Source organism: Thalassolituus oleivorans MIL-1 (genome assembly GCF_000355675.1).
Taxonomy (GTDB): Bacteria; Pseudomonadota; Gammaproteobacteria; order Pseudomonadales; family Oceanobacteraceae; genus Thalassolituus; species Thalassolituus oleivorans.
Map to the genome: position 1 here is coordinate 2,562,242 of NC_020888.1, position 20,259 is coordinate 2,582,500.

The 20,259-nt window shown below is 46.7% G+C and carries 16 protein-coding genes and 2 rRNA genes (1 of these 18 running past the window's edge); 5 read left to right on the forward strand and 13 right to left on the reverse strand.

The window, feature by feature from the left end; translation table 11 throughout:
* Positions 1-7: 7 nt before the first annotated feature.
* The 10 genes from TOL_RS11760 to rpsB all read right to left on the reverse strand — a co-directional run bounded on the left by TOL_RS11760 (position 8) and on the right by rpsB (position 10,343).
* The gene (locus TOL_RS11760) at positions 8-502 is read right to left on the reverse strand and encodes an OmpH/Skp family outer membrane protein (RefSeq protein ID WP_015487557.1); all 495 of its coding nucleotides are present in this window, start codon (positions 500-502) and stop codon (positions 8-10) included.
* Positions 503-532: 30 nt separating this feature from the next.
* Positions 533-3,091 carry an outer membrane protein assembly factor BamA gene (bamA, locus tag TOL_RS11765; protein ID WP_015487558.1) on the reverse strand — a complete coding sequence of 853 codons (2,559 nt, stop codon included), beginning with the start codon at positions 3,089-3,091 and terminating at the stop codon, positions 533-535.
* A gap of 31 nt (positions 3,092-3,122) precedes the next feature.
* Complete coding sequence (gene rseP / locus TOL_RS11770) at positions 3,123-4,463, reverse strand: RIP metalloprotease RseP (RefSeq protein ID WP_015487559.1); 1,341 nt, start codon at positions 4,461-4,463, stop codon at positions 3,123-3,125.
* On the reverse strand, positions 4,460-5,638 hold the full coding sequence (gene ispC / locus TOL_RS11775) for a 1-deoxy-D-xylulose-5-phosphate reductoisomerase (RefSeq protein WP_015487560.1): 1,179 nt from the start codon (positions 5,636-5,638) through the stop codon (positions 4,460-4,462). Before ispC ends, rseP begins: the two co-directional genes overlap by 4 nt.
* Positions 5,635-6,480: a phosphatidate cytidylyltransferase gene (locus tag TOL_RS11780; protein WP_025265097.1), complete on the reverse strand. Its 846-nt coding sequence runs from the start codon at positions 6,478-6,480 to the stop codon at positions 5,635-5,637. Before TOL_RS11780 ends, ispC begins: the two co-directional genes overlap by 4 nt.
* Complete coding sequence (locus tag TOL_RS11785) at positions 6,473-7,240, reverse strand: isoprenyl transferase (protein ID WP_015487562.1); 768 nt, start codon at positions 7,238-7,240, stop codon at positions 6,473-6,475. Before TOL_RS11785 ends, TOL_RS11780 begins: the two co-directional genes overlap by 8 nt.
* 15 nt (positions 7,241-7,255) lie before the next feature.
* Positions 7,256-7,813: a ribosome recycling factor gene (gene frr, locus TOL_RS11790; RefSeq protein ID WP_015487563.1), complete on the reverse strand. Its 558-nt coding sequence runs from the start codon at positions 7,811-7,813 to the stop codon at positions 7,256-7,258.
* A 4-nt stretch (positions 7,814-7,817) separates the two neighbouring features.
* Positions 7,818-8,549, reverse strand: coding sequence for a UMP kinase (gene pyrH, locus TOL_RS11795; protein ID WP_015487564.1), 732 nt, complete (start codon positions 8,547-8,549; stop codon positions 7,818-7,820).
* 108 nt (positions 8,550-8,657) lie between these two features.
* Positions 8,658-9,512, reverse strand: coding sequence for a translation elongation factor Ts (gene tsf, locus TOL_RS11800; protein ID WP_015487565.1), 855 nt, complete (start codon positions 9,510-9,512; stop codon positions 8,658-8,660).
* Between the two features lie 84 nt (positions 9,513-9,596).
* Positions 9,597-10,343 carry a 30S ribosomal protein S2 gene (rpsB, locus tag TOL_RS11805; protein WP_015487566.1) on the reverse strand — a complete coding sequence of 249 codons (747 nt, stop codon included), beginning with the start codon at positions 10,341-10,343 and terminating at the stop codon, positions 9,597-9,599.
* 293 nt (positions 10,344-10,636) lie between these two features.
* On the opposite strand from rpsB, the gene map reads away from it, so the two are divergent.
* From map to TOL_RS11820, 3 genes are all read left to right on the forward strand, one after another.
* Entirely contained in the window at positions 10,637-11,416 is a 780-nt protein-coding gene (map, locus tag TOL_RS11810) for a type I methionyl aminopeptidase (RefSeq protein WP_015487567.1), read from the forward strand.
* Between the two features lie 50 nt (positions 11,417-11,466).
* The gene (gene glnD / locus TOL_RS11815; protein ID WP_231847988.1) at positions 11,467-14,112 is read left to right on the forward strand and encodes a [protein-PII] uridylyltransferase; all 2,646 of its coding nucleotides are present in this window, start codon (positions 11,467-11,469) and stop codon (positions 14,110-14,112) included.
* 106 nt (positions 14,113-14,218) lie between these two features.
* On the forward strand, positions 14,219-15,061 hold the full coding sequence (locus TOL_RS11820) for a pirin family protein (protein WP_015487569.1): 843 nt from the start codon (positions 14,219-14,221) through the stop codon (positions 15,059-15,061).
* Positions 15,062-15,087: 26 nt separating this feature from the next.
* Here TOL_RS11820 and TOL_RS11825 read toward each other — a convergent pair whose 3' ends face one another.
* Positions 15,088-16,467 (reverse strand): DEAD/DEAH box helicase, encoded by a 1,380-nt coding sequence (locus TOL_RS11825; protein ID WP_015487570.1) that lies wholly within the window; start codon positions 16,465-16,467, stop codon positions 15,088-15,090.
* Positions 16,468-16,597: 130 nt separating this feature from the next.
* On the opposite strand from TOL_RS11825, the gene TOL_RS11830 reads away from it, so the two are divergent.
* Together TOL_RS11830 and TOL_RS11835 are read left to right on the forward strand one after the other, a co-directional pair.
* On the forward strand, positions 16,598-17,416 hold the full coding sequence (locus TOL_RS11830; RefSeq protein WP_015487571.1) for a M48 family metallopeptidase: 819 nt from the start codon (positions 16,598-16,600) through the stop codon (positions 17,414-17,416).
* Positions 17,417-17,710: 294 nt separating this feature from the next.
* Positions 17,711-18,169 (forward strand): globin family protein, encoded by a 459-nt coding sequence (locus tag TOL_RS11835; RefSeq protein ID WP_051052407.1) that lies wholly within the window; start codon positions 17,711-17,713, stop codon positions 18,167-18,169.
* A 74-nt stretch (positions 18,170-18,243) separates the two neighbouring features.
* Here the strand turns inward: TOL_RS11835 and rrf are convergent.
* Together rrf and TOL_RS11845 are read right to left on the reverse strand one after the other, a co-directional pair.
* A 5S ribosomal RNA gene (rrf, locus tag TOL_RS11840) occupies positions 18,244-18,359 on the reverse strand.
* Between the two features lie 181 nt (positions 18,360-18,540).
* Positions 18,541-20,259 (reverse strand): 23S ribosomal RNA (locus tag TOL_RS11845) (it continues 1,170 nt past the right edge of the window).

The window sequence follows — 20,259 nt, forward strand, 5'->3', positions numbered from 1 at the left end:
ATACCGCTTACTTAGTGTTTAAACGCTCAAGCAGCAGCTTAGTCAAATCAACACTCGGTGAGCTATAAATTACGGCTCCCGAATTCAGGACGACATCATACTTTCCTTCGTCGATAATTTCTTTAAGCAATTTCTCAAGTTCAGGCAATTGTTCATTGAATAATTCTTTCTTCCATTTGTCTTCCAATTGCTTTAGCTTGCGGCCGTAAAACTGATACTCGGACGATTTTTGCTCCATGCCGTTGGATAGCTTGCGGCGCTCTTCTTCGCCCATAATGTCAGCTTCTTTCTCTAGCTTAGCCTGAGTTTCCATCAATTCTTTTTGCAATGACTTCAGTTTTTCGATATCGGCTTTGTTGTCAGCTTCAAACTTTTTAACTGCAGACTTGGCTGCATCTGATAGGAACAGAGCACGTTCCATATCAATCACGCCTACTTTTGTTTCAGCGGCTACAGCCACATTTACTGCCAATGCAGCAACAACTATTAATAACCAACGCATCCTTAACTCCTCATTAATTTATTATCGGTATTAGAATACCTGTCCCAGCGAGAATTCAAACCCTTCTGTTTTATCACCGCGTTTGTCGTTAAGCGGCACTGAGTACGTAAACGTCAGTGGGCCAATTGCGGTGATCCAAGTCAAGCCCACACCCACACTGGTACGAATTTGGCCTAGATCAACACCATTCGAACAATACGGATGGGTTGTTAAGTTTGGAATATCTGCGTCATTAGGAACGTAGCATTCGCTGGTAAAGGCATTACCAGCATCAAGGAAAACCACACTACGTACTGAACTGCGGTCTTCGATGAATGGCATTGGGAAGATTAGCTCGAGGCTAGTCTCCACCAGAATATTACCGCCTAGAGAACGTTCACTTTCTAGGAAGTAAGGAGCGGTTACCGCAGAACCTGTGGTATCCGTTTTATATTTTGGTTTGTATTGAGATGTATTAGAAACGGCTTCAGCTGCACCATCAGCATCCGTAACGAACAACGTCGTGGGGGCATTAGTATCAACAACTGGACGACCTAGGTTGTCTAATTCGTATACCACATTACCATTACTATCTGTTTCTACCACTTCAACTGGCGCGTATTCCGGTAAACCTTTCGGTCCTAAGCTGTTGCTTTGATAACCACGAATCGACCCCATACCACCCGCACGAAAATTCTTGAAGAATGGCAAACGATCCAAATCGCCAAACCCATTGCCATATCCTAAGTCTGTACGTAAGCGCAGCGCCCACTCGTCGACGATCGGCATGTAATAGTTAGCGGTATAGCCAAGCTTGTAATAGGTGAGATCACTACCAGGGACGGAAATATCGGCCGACAATTTATGCTCGGTACCGGCCGTAGGAAATAAACCACGATTAAGCGAGTTGTAACGCCAATTTAGCCCTAAGGTGTACTCATCAAACACTGTGCCTTCGTTATCAATAAAGTCGGTAATTTCAGCGGGAACTGTGGTTCCTTTAAACATCTCGGTATTGGCATAACCTACGGAGAAAGACAAACGCTGACGACGTGAAATAGGATAACCAAACGTCACGTTACCGCCCTTAGTGTTAGTCTGATAATCACTAACCGTGCTTAAGCTTTTATAATCTGTTTCGCGATAAAATAAGTTAAATCCGCGACTCACACCGTCAATGGTGTAATAAGGATTTAAGTAAGAGAAGTTATAAGATTGGGTTGTATCGTTTTTCTGTACGCCTAATGACATACGGTTACCAGAACCTAAGAAGTTATTCTGGCTAACGCTTGCACCCAAAATCATGCCGCTACCCGCCGCATAACCAATGTTAAAGTTAAGGCTACCGCTCAATTGTTCCTCTACCGAATAATTTACATCAATTAAATCATCAGTACCCGGAACTGCCGGCGTTTCGACGTTAACAGTTTTAAAGAAACCCAATTGGTTTAAACGATTTTTACCGGCTTCAATTTTCTCTGTTGAAGCCCAACCACCTTCCATTTGCAGCATTTCGCGCCGTAACACTTCATCCATTGTGCCTTCATTACCACTGAAGGTAATGCTACGCACATAAGTACGTTTACCCGGCTCTACGAAGAAGGTCATATCCACGGTACGCGCTTCATCATCTATCTTTGGAATACCATTCACTTTGGCGAATGTATATCCATCGTTACCTAGGCGCTTAGTCATCAGATCACTGGTGAGTGTTACACGACGACGTGAAAACGTATCGCCATTGCGCACTAAATAAAGCTTAGCGAGTTCTGCTTCATCAACGACTAAGTCACCCGCCAAACGAACATCATTTACCGTATAAATCTCGCCTTCAGTCACGTTAATGGTGATGTAAACGCCTTTTTTATCAGGAGAGACTGATACTTGGGTAGATTCAATATTGAAACGGATATAACCACGATCTAGATAATAGGAACGCAGATTCTCTAAATCGCCCGCTAATTTCTCACGGCTGTATTTATTATCGCTGGCATACCAAGACCAAAAATTGGTTTCTTGTAATTGAAACTGTTTACGTAATTCCTCATCACTGAACACACTATTTCCGACCACGTTGATGTGAGCAATATTCGCAACACTGCCTTCTTCAACTTGAATATCGAGGGAAACACGATTTCGTGGTTGTGGAACTACGGTCGTTTCAATATGTGCATCATAACGCCCTTGAGCCACATACTGACGTTCAAGTTCGAGCGAAATACGTTCAAGTGTCGAACGCTTGAATACCAAACCTTCAGCCAAGCCGGACTGCTTTAATCCATCCAATAAAGCATCCGACTGAATGGCTTTGTTTCCTTCAATGTTAATCGTGGTAATCGTAGGAAGCTCTACGACTTCGACAACCAAAACGTTACCGTCGCGCAACAACTGAATGTCATTAAACAAGCCAGAGCGGAACAACCGACGCGTCGCTTCGGCTAAACGAGCATCATCGACACTATCGCCAACGTTAACAGGAAAACTCTCAAACACCGTACCTGCCGATACGCGTTGTAAGCCTTCAAGACGGATATCCTCTACAACAAATGACTCAGCCAGTGCAGAACAAGTGAACAATGAGAAAAAAAGCGTAAACAGCAACGAACGCATGTAGTCAATAATCCAGTGAATTCCGGCCCCGTTAGAGCCGGCTAATATCGTTGTAGAAAGCCACCAGCATTAAGCTGAGCATTAAAAACATTCCAACTTGAACCGCAGCAATTTGTAATCGCTCTGGTAAAGGTTTACCACGCAGCATCTCAGCTAGGTAAAAAAGAATGTGGCCGCCATCCAACATGGGCACCGGCAATAAGTTCAAAACCCCGAGGGAAACACTTAACAAGGCGAGAAATCCAACAAACGACTCAAGCCCGCTCGATGCCGAAGCGCCGGCTACTTTAGCAATCGTAATCGGCCCACTCAAGTTCTTTACGGATAGATCACCAGCGAGCATTTTCCATAGAGATTCAAGCGTAAAGCCAATCAGATCAGATGTTTTACTAACACCAAGAGCGAAGCCGTCAATAATTCCAGCACGGCTCACTCGTAACCAGTCGTCCGGAATGATTGGCATCTCGACACCGGCACCAACGCGACCAACGACGGCACCATCGGCCAAGGTGGTACGCTCTGGCGTTAGTACTAAGTCTAATAATTGACCATCACGGCGAATGTCGATCTGCAAAGGCTGGTTCGGGGCAACACGCACGGCATCTACCCACTGCGACCAATCTGCCATTGGTTCACCATTAACTGCAACGACTAAGTCCCCAACTTGCAAACCTGCAGCTTGCGCTGGGCTACCATCAACAATCTGTCCTAATTTTGCCGGTATTGTTAAACGGCGCGGCTCAATACCTAAACCAGAGATAGGATCTGGAACATCCGCTCCAGCCAGCCAGGCAGTAACTTCAATATTAACGCTATGCTCAACCAGAGTATCGCCACGAACAGTAAGAGTAATCGTCGCATCTTCACCGATATAACTGATCAACTCCCAGCTCACTTGCTCCCAAGTAGTGGTTTCGTCACCGTTTACGGCAAGAATTTCGTCACCTGATTTAAGCCCTGCGACTGCCGCAGGTGAGTTTTCACTGACAGCACCGACAACAGGAACAACACCCGTTGTACCTGCCATAAACAAAACCCAGTAAGCAGCGATGGCAAATAAGAAATTAGCGATAGGTCCTGCCGAGGCGATAGCAATACGTTGCCAAGCAGGCTTACGATTAAAAGCCTGATCTAATAAGTGTTCGGGAACTGGCGCTTCACGCTCATCGAGCATTTTGACGTAACCGCCCAAAGGAATCGGGGCAATTGAATACTCAGTGCCGCGTTTATCACGAATAGACCATAGCGGCTTACCGAATCCGACCGAAAAGCGTAAAACATGCACACCACAACGACGAGCCACCCAAAAGTGCCCGTATTCGTGGATTACAACCAAGATACTGATCGCGATAATAAAATACAGCAGTGTCATGCCACACTCCGTGAAATCCACTGGCTAGCGCAATCTCTAGCCCAGCGGTCAGCCTCTATTACATGGTCGATTGATTCAATATCGGTAACCACATGCATCCCCATTACATCACGAATCAGGGTTGGAATCTGGTTAAAGGCGATTTGTTCCTGTAAGAAAGCGTCAACGGCGATTTCGTTAGCAGCATTTAACACGGTCGGCATACTGCCACCCGCCGCAAACGCCTGCCCAGCAAGGGCTAAACAAGGGAATGCTTCATGGTCAGGCGGGCAAAATTCAAGACGCGATATTTCAAATAAATCTAATGAGGCAACCCCCGCCTCAATACGCTCAGGCCATGCCATGCCATAAGCGATCGGCGTGCGCATGTCAGGTTGTCCTAACTGTGCGATAACGGAACCGTCACAATACTGCACCATAGAGTGAATAACACTCTGCGGATGAACGACAACTTGGATATCACTAGGCTGACAATTGAATAAAAAACAGGCCTCGATTAACTCTAAACCTTTATTCATTAGTGTTGCTGAATCGACAGAAATTTTCCGTCCCATAGACCAGTTGGGATGAGCAACCGCTTGCTCCGGTGTCACTGCAGTGAGTTCGTCGAGCAATTTGCCACGAAATGGACCACCCGATGCGGTCAATAAAATCTTGCGAATACCGTTCTTATGAAGATCGCCATCATAGTGAACAGGCATCGACTGAAATATGGCATTGTGTTCGCTGTCGATCGGCAACAAGGTTGCCCCACCACGACGTACCGCCTCCATAAATAACGGGCCAGCCATAACGAGACTTTCTTTATTGGCGAGCAACACCCTCTTACCAGCTTCTGCCGCAGCAATGGTTGGTAACAAACCTGCAGCACCAACGATAGCAGCCATAACCATGTCGACATCCTTGTGAGATGCGACCATGGCTAACGCCTCACTACCAGTGAGCACCTCGGTTGTGGATGAGCCTAATAGATCAGATAGCTGCTCAGCAGCACTTGCATCCACCATGACAGCATAGCGAGGTTGAAACTCGCGTATGTCTTCTAACATACGCTCAATACTACGTGCTGCGCTAAGTGCGAACACTTGATACCGATCGGGATGGCGACGAACGACATCGAGCGTACTTTGGCCAATAGAACCAGAGGCCCCAAGCACGGTGATGGTTTGCCTCATGGCATTAAACCCCAGCCCGTCAACATCATACAAAATGCAAATACAGGTACTGCTGCCGCCATACTGTCGATGCGGTCGAGCACGCCACCATGACCAGGCAATAGTGATGAACTATCTTTAATGCCGCGATGACGCTTCATCATGCTTTCGACCAGATCACCTAGCACCGAAATAACCATAGTAACGACGGTTATAATCATAATATTGATCACATCTTGGTTTGTGAGCGGCTGCAACCAACGGTCAACAGCCCAAGAGGAAACGACACCAACGAACAAGGTCGTCGCTAAACCACCCCAAAATCCTGCCCAAGATTTACCCGGACTCACATTAGGTGCAAGCTTACTTTTCCCCCAACGACGTCCGGCAAAATAAGCGCCAGTATCTGCTCCCCAAACAATCAACATCACATAGATAATCAACAACGAACTGTGTGGCGATTCCTTTAAATGCATAAAACCTACCCACATTGGAATAAGTACACACAAACCAAGAAAAGCGCGAACCTCTCGCGCATCCCACAGGCTAGTACCACCCGGGTAGCGCTTCACTAACGCGAATGCAACGATCCACCACAACGTACCTGCGGCTAAGAAATAGATAGTTAACTCTGGATAGACACGCAGCACTCGAGCACTGACGTAAAGGCTAAAAAACACCATAACGGCGTACAAAAGCCTACTCCAATTTTTTTGATACCCAGCAATATTCGCCCATTCCCACGCACCAATAGTGGCGATAGCCGCTATGAAAAATGCGAAAGGCTTGAGCGGTAAAAAGAAAATACCGATGATCATCACCGGTGCGAGTACCAACGCCGTTATTACACGTTGCTTAGTCACCTTGTTTGGCATCCTTTAACTGATCGTCAGTACGGCCAAAACGTCGAGTACGGTCGGCGAACGTGGCTAACGCTTTTTTATATTCTTGTTCTTTGAAATCAGGCCAAAACGCGTCGCTAAAATAAAATTCAGAATACGCCGTTTGCCAGAGCATGAAATTGCTGATGCGTTCTTCACCACCGGTACGAATCAAAAGATCAGGGGCGGGAAATTCGTTCAGCCAAGTATAACGATGAAACACTTGCTCATTAATGTCGGCAGGGTTCAATTTACCCGCCAGCACATCTTCTGCTAAGCGTTGTGCCGCTTGAGCAATGTCCCATTGACCACCATAGTTTGCAGCAACAACCAGAGTCATTGCATCGTTATCGCGGGTCAATTCTTCAGCTTCAGCGATCAAACTACGAATTTGATCGTTAAACCCTTGAATATCCCCCATAACCACCAGACGGATATTATTGCGATGAAGTTTTTTCACTTCTCGTTGCAGTGCCATAACAAACAACTGCATCAACGCAGAGACTTCGTTTGCTGGGCGACGCCAGTTCTCGCTGCTAAAAGCGAACAGTGTTAAAACTTCGACCCCTTCACGGGCAGAAACCTCAACCACAGCACGAACCGCATCAACCCCAGCTTTATGACCGGCAACGCCGGGCATAAAACGTTTCTTAGCCCAGCGATTGTTACCATCCATAATGATGGCAACATGACGCGGAACCTGACCTTGGGCGGCCTGTCCTTCATCAATACTGGTAGACATAAATCGCCGCCGAAGTTAGACCTGCATTAGATCTTTTTCTTTATCAGCCAAGAGGCTGTCCACTTGAGCGATAAAATTATCGGTCAGCTTTTGAATCTGGTCTTCTGCACCGCGTTGCTCGTCTTCTGAAATTTCTTTGTCTTTCAATAAGTCTTTCAGAGTGCCATTCGCGTCGCGACGGATATTACGCACAGAAACACGACCTTTTTCTGCTTCAGTACGCGCTTGCTTGATAAAGTTTTTACGAGTTTCTTCCGTCAAAGCAGGCATAGGTAAGCGAATAGTATCGCCTGTAGTCGAGGGATTAAGACCCAAATCTGACTTCATGATGGCTTTCTCAATCTCAGGCACCATGTTGCGTTCCCAAGGACTCACTGCCAAAGCACGACCGTCTTCTACGGTGACGTTAGCAATCTGAGTTAATGGTGTTGGCGTACCGTAGTAATTCACCATAACGCTATCGAGCAGTGACGGATTAGCGCGACCAGTACGTACGCGTTTAAATGCATCTACCAGAGCACCAAGGCTCTTTGCCATGCGCTCTTCAGCGTCTTTTTTAATGTCGTTAATCATGACCTTATTCCTCGCTTACAATCAGGGTTCCATCATTGCCGCCAGTCACAAGGCGAGCCAGAACACCTGGTTCATTCATATCGTATACACGTAGCGGCATTTTATGATCGCGCGCTAAGCATATCGCGGTTAAATCCATTACGCCCAACTGCTTTTCCAACACCTCTTCATAGGTTAAGCGGCTGTACTTTTCAGCACTTGGGTCTTTTTTCGGATCTGCAGTATACACGCCATCGACGTTCGTCGCCTTTAGAACCAAATCGGCGTTAATCTCGATACCGCGAAGGCAAGCTGCTGAATCCGTTGTAAAAAATGGGTTACCAGTACCTGCAGAAAAAATAACAACATCACCAACAGATAAAGCACGCATAGCACTACGACGATCGTAATGGTCAACTACGCCACTCATTGGAATCGCGGACATAACACGCGTACTGATGTTGGCGCGCTCTAGCGCATCACGCATGGCTAACGCATTCATTACGGTTGCCAACATGCCCATATGGTCACCGGCAACTCGATCTAAACCGGCTTCGCTCAACGCTTTACCACGGAAAATATTACCACCGCCGATCACCAAACCTACCTGAACACCAATCCCTTTTAGCTGGCCAATCTCCAGTGCCATGCGATCAAGCACCTTGGGATCGATACCAAATTCCAGCTCGCCCATCAGCGCCTCACCACTCAGCTTAAGTAGGATGCGTTTATATTTAGGACTTTTTTGTTCAGCCATGAAAGGTCTCCAAATGGGATTACGGAAGTTCTGAATAAATACAAATATGCCGGGCGAGCCCGGCATATGATGGGGTATTCACGATACGTGCCTACCCTTTGCTAGCAATTAGCCTTTCAGCTGTGCAGCAACTTCAGCAGCGAAGTCTACTTTTTCAACTTCAATGCCTTCACCAACTTCCAAACGTAGGAAGCTGATTACTTCAGCGCCAGCAGCTTTAGCCAACTGAGCAATAGTTTGCTCTGGGTTCTTAACGAACGGCTGGTCAAGCAAGCTGTTTTCTTTCAGGAACTTGTTGATACGACCGCCCATCATTTTTTCGACGATTTCGTCTGGCTTACCAGCCATATCTGGCTGAGCTTTAATGATTTCTTTCTCTTTCTCAACAACTTCAGCTGGCATATCTTCTGCGCGAACAACACGTGGGTTCGAAGCAGTTACATGCATAGCGATGTCTTTTGCAGTTTCTTCATCGCCGCCTTTAAGAGCAACAATACAAGCAATCTTGCCGTTTGAGTGAATATAAGCACCCAAAGTTTCAGCTTCAATAACCGCTGGACGACGAACAGTGATGTTTTCACCGATCTTCTGTACCAATGCTTCACGAGCAGTTTCTAACTCACCAGCCATCAGGGCAGCAACGTCAGTTTCTTTAGTCGCGGCTAATTTCTCAACAACCTTGTCGGCAAATGCATTGAAGTTAGCATCACCAGCAGCGAAGTCAGTTTCAGAGTTAACTTCAACAACGACAGCAACGCCACCATTGATGATAACGCGCAACTTACCTTCGGCAGCAGTACGGTCTGCTTTCTTAGCAGCCTTTAGGCCTGAGTTCTTACGCAGATCTTCAATCGCTAATTCGATATCGCCGTCAGCAGCAGTCAGTGCTTTTTTGCACTCCATCATGCCTAGACCAGTACGCTCACGCAGCTCTTTAACCATTGCAGCTGATACGTTTGCCATGTGTGTCTTCCTCTATTTTAACTTGTCAGTAATCTTGCATCGAAAAAGAGGGGGCAAGCCCCCTCTTTCCAGTGAGCCTAGCGATTATTCAGCAGCTTCTTGAGCTGGAGCTTCTTCAGCCACTTCTACGAACTCATCAACAGTGCCATTGCCCTGCTTGCCTTCCAATACTGCGTCTGCAATTGCAGATGCGTAGATTTGGATTGCACGGATCGCATCGTCGTTACCTGGGATAACGTAATCAATGCCATCTGGGTTTGAGTTAGTATCAACGATACCGACAACTGGGATACCCAGCTTGTTAGCTTCCTGAACTGCGATGCGCTCGTGATCAACGTCAACTACGAACAACATATCAGGCAAACCGCCCATCTCTTTGATACCGCCGATAGAACGCTCAAGCTTTTCCATCTCGCGAGTACGCATTAACGCTTCTTTCTTAGTCAGCTGCTCAAAAGTACCGTCGGACTTCTGAACTTCTAATTCACGTAAACGCTTGATCGACTGACGAATCGTTTTGTAGTTAGTCAACATACCGCCTAACCAGCGATGTGCAACGAACGGCATATTAGAACGCTCAGCCTGTTCTTTCATGATCTTACCCGCAGCGCGCTTAGTACCAACAAACAATACTTTGTTGTTTTTCGCAGCTAGAGTTTCAACCAATTTAAGAGCTTCGTTCAACGCTGGAACAGTATGTTCTAGGTTGATGATGTGAATTTTATTACGAGCACCAAAAATGTACTTACCCATTTTAGGGTTCCAGTAACGAGTTTGGTGACCAAAGTGAACGCCTGCTTTAAGCAGATCGCGCATGCTAACTTGTGCCATGGTATTTACCTTATATATGTAGGGTTAGGCCTCCACGCACCCTCAACATCGACCTATTTTCATAGGCACCCCGACGTATCGTTATAGTACGTGTGTGTCATTTCATACCCACCTTGCAGTGCATTGGGCGGTGTACGGCGATTTTTTCGCGGGCGCTTTATACCATTTTCTGATGCTTTTGACCAGAATAACTGTACGATTGACCTCGTATTGCGATTGCTGGTTCAACCAACGCCAGACAACCAGTACAATGTCTGCCATTCTAAGATACCGATTAAGGTCGCCCCTTTATTATGAGCGTAACCATCAATACCGCTGACGATATAGCTAAAATGCGCGTCGCCGGCCGTCTCGCCGCTGAAGTACTCGAAATGATCGAACCACATGTGAAACCAGGCGTTTCCACAGGTGAGCTAGATCGCATTTGTCATGACTACATCGTTAACGTGCAGCAAGCGATTCCGGCACCGTTAAATTATCACGGTTTTCCAAAGTCGATCTGCACATCGGTTAACCAAGTCATTTGTCATGGCATTCCAAGCGACGACAAGATATTAAAAAAAGGTGACGTAGTTAACTTAGACATTACCGTCATCAAAGATGGCTATCATGGTGACACCAGTAAAATGTTTCATATTGGTGAACCCGCACCAGCAAACAAGCGCCTAGTGGATATCACTCAAGAGTGTCTGTATTTAGCCATCGATATGGTCAAGCCAGGTGTACAACTAGGTGATATTGGTCATGCTATTCAGCAGCACGCTGAGAGCAACCATTACTCTGTGGTACGCGAGTATTGCGGTCATGGCATTGGCAAGGTATTCCACGAAGATCCTCAGGTTTTGCACTACGGACGCCCAGGTACAGGCATGACGATCCAGGCGGGTATGATATTTACCATTGAGCCTATGATTAATATGGGCACTCGCTTCAATAAGCTGTTAAAAGATGGATGGACAGTGGTCACTAAAGATCGCAAATTATCTGCCCAGTGGGAACATACCTTGTTGGTTACAGAAACTGGCGTTGAAGTATTAACCAAACGCAAAGAAGAAGAGCAATTCTGGAAGTGAGTCAGTCATTGGACATGCCTTCACTACCCTCGATTGATGCTCAGGATCTGATGGCGCGGCTCGCAGCCGCACCATCGCCTCTACCTGTTATCAAACCTCTGCTAAAACGCATCCAAGAAGAGTCTCATGCGTATTTTCGCGCGACATTCGATGCCGACACCTTGGTCCCCCATCGCGCAAAGCTGATGGATACCATCATGCAATGTTTGTGGCAGCATCGTAAATTATCAGACCAAGGCATAGCACTTATTGCTGTCGGCGGTTATGGCAGAGCAGAACTGCATCCTCATTCTGATATCGACGTCCTCATACTCGCTTTAAATGAAGATACGATTAATACCAACAGCTCAGCACTGCAAGATTTCATCACCTTGCTTTGGGACTTGAAGCTAGATGTGGGACATAGTGTCAGAACACTAGATGAGTGCGTATCCGAAGCCGATGGCGATCTCACCATCATTACCAATATGATGGAAAGCCGACATTTAGCCGGTGATCAAAGTCTTCATCCGGTGTTAACAAATCGCGTGGCGGCGACAGAGATATGGCCAGCTGAAAAGTTTTTTACCGCGAAGTGGCAAGAGCTAATTAACCGCCACAAGAAACACGATGATCCTGAATACAATTTAGAGCCAAACGTAAAAAACTCACCTGGCACCCTACGCGACATCCAGTCAGTAAGCTGGATAGCCATGCGTCACTTTGGCAAAGGCACGCTTCAGAGCTTAGAAGAACAAGGGTTTTTAACCGAATTTGAACACCGCCGCTTAGCGCGAAGCCTGAGCTTTTTATGGCAAGTACGGTACGCTCTGCATATGCTCGCCGGTCGTGAAGAAGATCGCCTGCTATTTGACCTACAACGAGAAATTGCCGAACTACTGGGTTATGTCGATGACGGTCAGCGCTTAGGTGTTGAGCAATTCATGGCGCAGTTTTATCGCAACCAATTATCAACTACTGAGTTGTGCGATTTATTATTGCTGCATTTCAATGAAGACTACATGGGCTGCGGCAACCCAGAAAATATCGAAAATATTAACGAACACTTCGTACTATGTAATGGCTATTTACAGCACGTTACTGCCAATTTATTTGTCGAAGATCCGTCCTGGCTATTGCGCGTATTTCTCTTGATGGCGCAGTTACCACAAGCGAAGGGCATTCATTCGGGAACGATTCGTGCGCTGCGGGATAATCGTCGTTTAATTGATGATGAGTATCGTCATAACCACGAACACAATGAATTGTTTATGCAGTTAATGCGCAACCGTTCGCGCGTTGTACGCGAACTATCACGCATGATGCGATACGGTATTTTAGGACGCTATATTCCTGAATTCGGTCACATTATAGGCATGATGGAATACGATTTATTCCATAAGTACACCGTTGACGAACATAGTTTTCGTATGGCGCGCTTACTGCGTCATTTTCGCTTTGGCGATGTACGTGAACACTTCCCTATTGCTTCGCGCTTAATTCATAAAGTACAAAAGAAAGAAATTTTGTATTTAGCAGCACTACTGCACGACACAGGTAAAAGTATTGATGGCGACCATACTGCCAACGGAGGTGAAATAGCCGCTGCTTTTTGTCGTCAGCACAATTTGCGCCCGACCGATTCTCATATGGTTTCTTGGTTGGTTACGAATCACTTATTAATGTCGAACGCGTCACAACGCATTGATATTAATAACCCTGAAGACGTCCATCACTTTGCCCTAGAAATCGGCGATCAACATCACCTCGATATGTTGTATTTGATTTCAGTAGCGGATATTTTCAGTACGAATCCCGATCTTTGGACTCCATGGCGTGCAGAGCAAATGCGCGAGCTTTATCGCAACACAAAAGCTGCACTGCGTCGAGGATTAGAGAATCCAATTCATAAAGAAGACCTAATCGAAGAAATCCAGCAGGAAGCCATTCAGCAATTATTAGCACATGGCTTAAGTGAAGAACGCATTCGCGGAATTTGGGGCGTACCTGGAGACGATTATTTTTTGCGCGAAGGTGTCGATAACATTGTCTGGCACAGCTTGGAAATTAACGCTCACGGCAATAGTGCGACGCCATTAATTTCTATTCGTCAGACCTCAGATCAACAATTCGAAGGCGCAACCCAGATCTTTATCTTCATGAAAGATCAGCCCAACCTATTTGCGGTTACCACTGCGACATTGGATCAACTGAACCTCAATATTCAAGACGCTCGCATCATGACTTCCGAAGTTGATAACAACGCGGTTGATACCTACATAGTGCTTGATGAAAATAATCATGCGATTAATGACCCACAGCGCATGCAACATATTCGCGACACTCTGCGGGCAGCGTTATCCGATCCTAATGACTTTACGACCATCATCCAGCGGCGAACGCCGCGTATGCTGAAGCAATTCATGGTCGAAACTCAAGTTACCATGAGTAACGATCCCATCATGCATCGCACTGTATTAGAAGTTATCGCAGCTGATCGTCCAGGTTTGTTAGCACGAATGGGCGCTATTCTTTCTGAATTTAATGCCCAACTCCAAGGAGCAAAGATTCTGACTGAAGGCGAACGAGTATCAGATATATTCTTTATTGTGAATAGTAAAGGGCAACCGTATTCCGATGCTGCGCAGTGTGAAGCTCTACAAAATGCCATTATTCGTGGTTTAGATGATCAAGTGGAAGCACAGTCGGCGGTATAATCTCCGCCCTATAAACCTACTCGCATAAATCGAAAGGTTTATGCGAAAAAACCCCCTCAATCTTTTCTATAAAGCACAGTAAAGTAGTGCTATTAAAGGAGGATTTATGACACACCGCACCTTGCAAACCATCATACCTAGTCATGCCAGCTCTGATGGCGATGGCGTAAAAATTCGCCGCGTAGCACTATTTGATACAAAAGTAGCCGACCCTTTTCTGATGCTGGATGAATTAGGTTCAGACAATCCTGATGACTATATCGGTGGCTTTCCACCACATCCACATCGCGGTATGGAAACACTCACTTATCTGCGCTTTGGCGCTTTAGAGCATCGCGATCACTTAGGTAATCGTGGCGAAATTCGCAGTGGTGGTGCGCAATGGATGTCTGCTGGTAGAGGCATTATTCATAGTGAAATGCCAAGCCGAGAAATGTCTCGCTTGCATGGCTTCCAGTTATGGATCAACTTGCCAGCCAAACACAAAATGGATGCGCCGAAATATCGTGATGTGCCTGCTGATGAGATCGCAGAATGCACACTTGATAATGGGATTAATGCCAAAGCCATTGCTGGAAGCTGGCAATTAAATAGCCAGGAGTTACAAGGTCCGCTGCAAGACTTAGCAGCACAGGCACGCTATCTTGATCTCTATTTGCCGGCAGGTTCAGAAGTAACGATTCCTATCGACGCCGGCCACAATGCCTTGGCCTACGTATATGAAGGGCAATTAGAGACTTCACCAGCAGCACCCGAGAAGTCCTTGCTAGTATTTAATCAGACGGGAGATACCTTGCAGCTACAGGCAAAGTCAGATACGCAATTATTATTACTTACAGGCAAGGCAATTAAAGAGCCAGTAGCTCACTACGGACCTTTTGTAATGAATACCCGCGAGGAGATTGAACAAGCAATACAGGATTACAATAACGGCCTTTTCGGCAATTAATGTAACCCTGTAATGTTTCTGAAACCTTATTTCTGAGGCTTCTGACGACGAATAGGAGCAAAGCCAGAGTTATCCATAAGATTGCTCTTCTTTGCTTCTGTTTCTTCAGTTTTCGGGCGACTTGGGCGAGGGCCCAGTTTCTTCTTGTCCGAAGGTGCTTTACGACCAGCTGCTTTTGCGGGCACTTTACCTTTTGGCTTTTTCTTCGGACCTGCCGCCTTACCAGACGCTTTAACTTTTTTCGGGCCTTTATATTCGGCTTTGAGTTCAGAGATCTGACGCGATTCCATTTGAATCTCGAGATAGCGCTCGATAGAAGCTTTTAAATTCCACTCATGCGCCGCAATCAAACTGATCGCCAAACCTTCTTTGCCCGCACGACCAGTACGACCGATTCGATGAACATACTCATCGCCTTTACGAGCAAGATCATAGTTAATAACCAGATCGAGACCTTCAACGTCTAATCCACGCGCAGCAACATCGGTCGCCACTAAGATCTGACGCTTACCTTCACGTATCGACTGCATAACGTAATTACGTTCATCTTGAGTCATTTCGCCGTGCAGCATGGCAATACCATTGCGATGACGACGTAAGAATTCAGATAAGCGCTCTACTTCCATACGCTTGTTAACGAAGATAATCGCTTTGTCGTAGGTTTCATTAGCTAGCAGCCAAGTTACTAAGCGATCTTTATGCGCGTTATCATCAGCCAAAATACGCTGCTGACGAATAAAAGCATGCTGAACTTGAGCAGTATTCGTTGTGATTTCTTCTGGCTTATTGAGCATAGCGCGAGCAATACGGCCTACCCCTTCATGACGCAGTGTCGCTGATAACATGAAGGTTTGACGTTCTTTCTTTGCCTTGCCGACGATGATCTCCATATCTTCGGAGAAGCCCATATCGAGCATACGGTCGGCTTCATCTAGTACCAAAAACTCAAGATCACTCAGATCGACAGTCTCACGGCGAATATGATCCACTAGTCGCCCCGTGGTAGAGATAATGATCTCCGGGTTCTTACGCAGCATCGATGCTTGATACTTAAACTCTTCACCACCGGTCAGCACACCGACATTGAGCGTGGTGAAATCCGTTAACTGCTTAGCCGACTTGAACACTTGGCGAGCAAGCTCGCGTGTTGGCACTAGCACTAAAGCGCGTGTCGCAGAGTCGCTCGCCTCAACTTGGAGTAGCTTTTCCATAATGGGTAATAGATAAGCAAGCGTTTTACCGCTTCCGGTCTCCGCGCATACCTTTAAATCTTTTCCTGCCATTGCCAACGGCAGCATTTGTGCTTGCACTTCTGTCGGCTCTGAAATGTTCTGCTTTTCAAGGCCAGAAAGAATACGGGGGTTAAATTCGATATCGGCAAACACGGCGGTAACTCTTAAGATCATTGAAGTGGCCAGTATAACAGAGCTCAGCCAACCTCGTGAGTCAGAAGGGTGTTTTAGCAATCAAGAAGACAGTAAACTCAACATCACTTAATTTGTCTCACTACCAGTTATCCATGGATTAGAGTAACTCATGCAAAAACTACTTATTACCGCCGCAATCACTAGCCTTATGATCGGCTGCTCAACCAGCCCTACTGGCCGCTCACAATTGATGCTGGTTTCACCTCAGTCTGCGATTGCCTCATCTGAAACCGCCTATCTGAGCACAGTGACGGAACTCGACAGCAACAAGCAATTAATAACAGACTCAGCTTGGGTAAAGCGCATTCAAACCATTACTGGCCGTTTAGTTACTGAAGCCGTTGCCATGCATCCAGAAACCAAAGATTGGAAATGGAGCGTTGCTATTATCAATGATGCTAACACCCTGAATGCTTGGTGCATGGCCGGTGGTCGTATGGCCATCTATAGCGGCATTGTGACTCAACTAGATCTTACCGACGACGAGATAGCGCAAATCATGGGACACGAAATTTCTCATGCCTTGGCAAACCACACCGCGGAGCGTATGTCGCGCGCTATGGTTATGAGCGCAGGTTTAAGTGCTGCAGCTGCAGTCACCGAAAACAATCAAACGGCTCTTAGCGGCGCAGCTTTAGCTGCCAAGTTTGCACTTGAGTTACCGAACAGTCGCACAGCAGAATCTGAAGCGGATCGAATTGGTATTGAGCTAGCAACTCGTGCTGGATACAAGCCAGAGGCGGCTGTATCACTATGGCAAAAAATGCAAAAAGCCGGTGGTGGTAGCCAACCTGAGTTTATGAGCACTCACCCATCGCCGAGCAACCGCGCTAAAACGTTAGGAGAACTAGGCGCTAAAATGATAAAGCTGAATCCGACGCTTAAACCTGCTGCCGTGTATCCTATCGAGATTGTTACTAAGGCGTGATTCTTTAAAGCTATTGATGGGTTATAAATAAGAGCTCAAGTAAAAACACTTACTCGGGCTTTTTTATTGACCTTCAATTCTGCTCCTTTCGCTCAGCCTAAAACTAGACATTCAGCTACCTGTACTCAAACCTAAACACCATTCGTCTCAACCCGAGTAAAGTCAACATCATGATGCGTAGCCGTATCCAAGTGAAAATAAGCGACTAATCCCAGCAATAATGAGGGGAAATATGTCCATATCCAAAATCAGCTCTACACTGAGAAAACATATAAGACTGAACATGGTATGAATATGTCTATCAGTGAAAAACAAAAACAGCTAGTAAGAGCCAGTTTCAAACAAGTTGAGCCGATCGCTGATCAAGCGGCTGAAATATTCTATAAACAGCTATTCGACTACGACCCTTCATTGAAAAAGCTATTCAAAAACGACATGAAGGCGCAGGGGCGAAAATTAATGGCCGCTCTGAAGCTTGCTGTATCGTCCTTAGACAACCTAGAAAAACTGGTTCCTGTATTACAGCAACTCGCGATAGGACACGTTAAATACGGTGTTACGGTTGATGATTACACCCCTGTTGGCAATGCATTAGTTGCTACATTAAAAAAGGGATTAGGCGATGCTTTTACCGATGACGTAAGGCAAGCTTGGATCGAAACTTATCGAGTCGTTGCAACCGTGATGCGAGAAGCTGCATATTCAAATTACAACCCAGACACCTATCACAATAATAAGCACTATCGACATTAAACAAATAGCACCGTGCAAATCGCAGACAAGAAAAAACCCCTGCTAGCGACGCTAACAGGGGTTTTAGAATAAGAGCTTGACGATAACCTACTCTCGCATGGGGAGACCCCACACTACCATCGGCGATACTGCGTTTCACTTCTGAGTTCGGAATGGATTCAGGTGGTTCCACAGCTCTATTGTCGTCAAGCAAACTGGTATTTTTAAGACTGTCTCACCTCCGGCGTGGTCGCTCTGGAGTGCAGACTTAAAAAAATTAGGTCGGATACATGAGCTCTTCAATGAAGAGTATCGAGATTCTCGTTTTAGCGCAGACTTAAGGCTGCTTGTCTTAATTCGTCAACAACCACTCTTCCGAGTTTGGGTGTTATATGGTCAAGCCTCACGGGCAATTAGTATCAGTTAGCTCAACGCCTCACAACGCTTACACACCTGACCTATCAACCTTGTAGTCTTCAAGGGCCCTACAGGACTCTCAAGGAGTCAGTGAGATCTCATCTTGAAGGGGGCTTCCCGCTTAGATGCTTTCAGCGGTTATCCTGTCCGAACGTAGCTACCCGGCAATGCCACGGGCGTGACAACCGGAACACCAGAGGTTCGTCCACTCCGGTCCTCTCGTACTAGGAGCAGCTCTTCTCAAATCTCAAACGCCCACGGCAGATAGGGACCGAACTGTCTCACGACGTTCTAAACCCAGCTCGCGTACCACTTTAAATGGCGAACAGCCATACCCTTGGGACCGGCTTCAGCCCCAGGATGTGATGAGCCGACATCGAGGTGCCAAACACCGCCGTCGATGTGAACTCTTGGGCGGTATCAGCCTGTTATCCCCGGAGTACCTTTTATCCGTTGAGCGATGGCCCTTCCATACAGAACCACCGGATCACTATGACCTACTTTCGTACCTGCTCGACGTGTCTGTCTCGCAGTTAAGCCGGCTTATGCCATTGCACTAACCTCTTGATGTCCGACCAAGATTAGCCGACCTTCGTGCTCCTCCGTTACTCTTTGGGAGGAGACCGCCCCAGTCAAACTACCCACCACACAGTGTCCTCGATCCAGATAATGGACCAGAGTTAGAACCCCAAATTGACCAGGCTGGTATTTCAAGATTGGCTCCACAAGGACTGGCGTCCTCGCTTCAAAGCCTCCCAGCTATCCTACACAAGACAATTCAAAGTTCACTGTGAAGCTATAGTAAAGGTTCACGGGGTCTTTCCGTCTAGCCGCGGGTATACGGCATCTTAACCGCAATTTCAATTTCACTGAGTCTCGGGTGGAGACAGTGTGGCCATCGTTACGCCATTCGTGCAGGTCGGAACTTACCCGACAAGGAATTTCGCTACCTTAGGACCGTTATAGTTACGGCCGCCGTTTACCGGGGCTTCGATCAAGAGCTTCTCCGAAGATAACCCCATCAATTAACCTTCCGGCACCGGGCAGGCGTCACACCCTATACGTCCACTTTCGTGTTTGCAGAGTGCTGTGTTTTTAATAAACAGTCGCAGCCACCTGGTATCTTCGACCGGCCAGAGCTTACGGAGCAAGTCCTTCACCCTAACCGGCGCACCTTCTCCCGAAGTTACGGTGCCATTTTGCCTAGTTCCTTCACCCGAGTTCTCTCAAGCGCCTTGGTATTCTCTACCTACCCACCTGTGTCGGTTTGGGGTACGGTCTCTTTATAACTGAAGCTTAGAGGCTTTTCCTGGAAGCATGGCATCGACCACTTCGGACTCCGTAGAGTCACCGTCATCAGTTCTCGGCATTAAGGACCCGGATTTGCCTAAGTCCTCTGCCTACCACCTTAAACACAGACAACCAACGCTGTGCTGGCCTAGCCTTCTCCGTCCCCCCATCGCATTATAAAGAGGTGCAAGAATATTAACTTGCTTCCCATCGACTACGCTTTTCAGCCTCGCCTTAGGGGCCGACTAACCCTGCCCCGATTAACGTTGGACAGGAACCCTTGGGTTTCCGGCGTGGGAGTTTTTCACTCCCATTATCGTTACTCATGTCAGCATTCGCACTTCTGATACCTCCAGCCTGGTTCACACCTTGACCTTCGACGGCTTACAGAACGCTCCTCTACC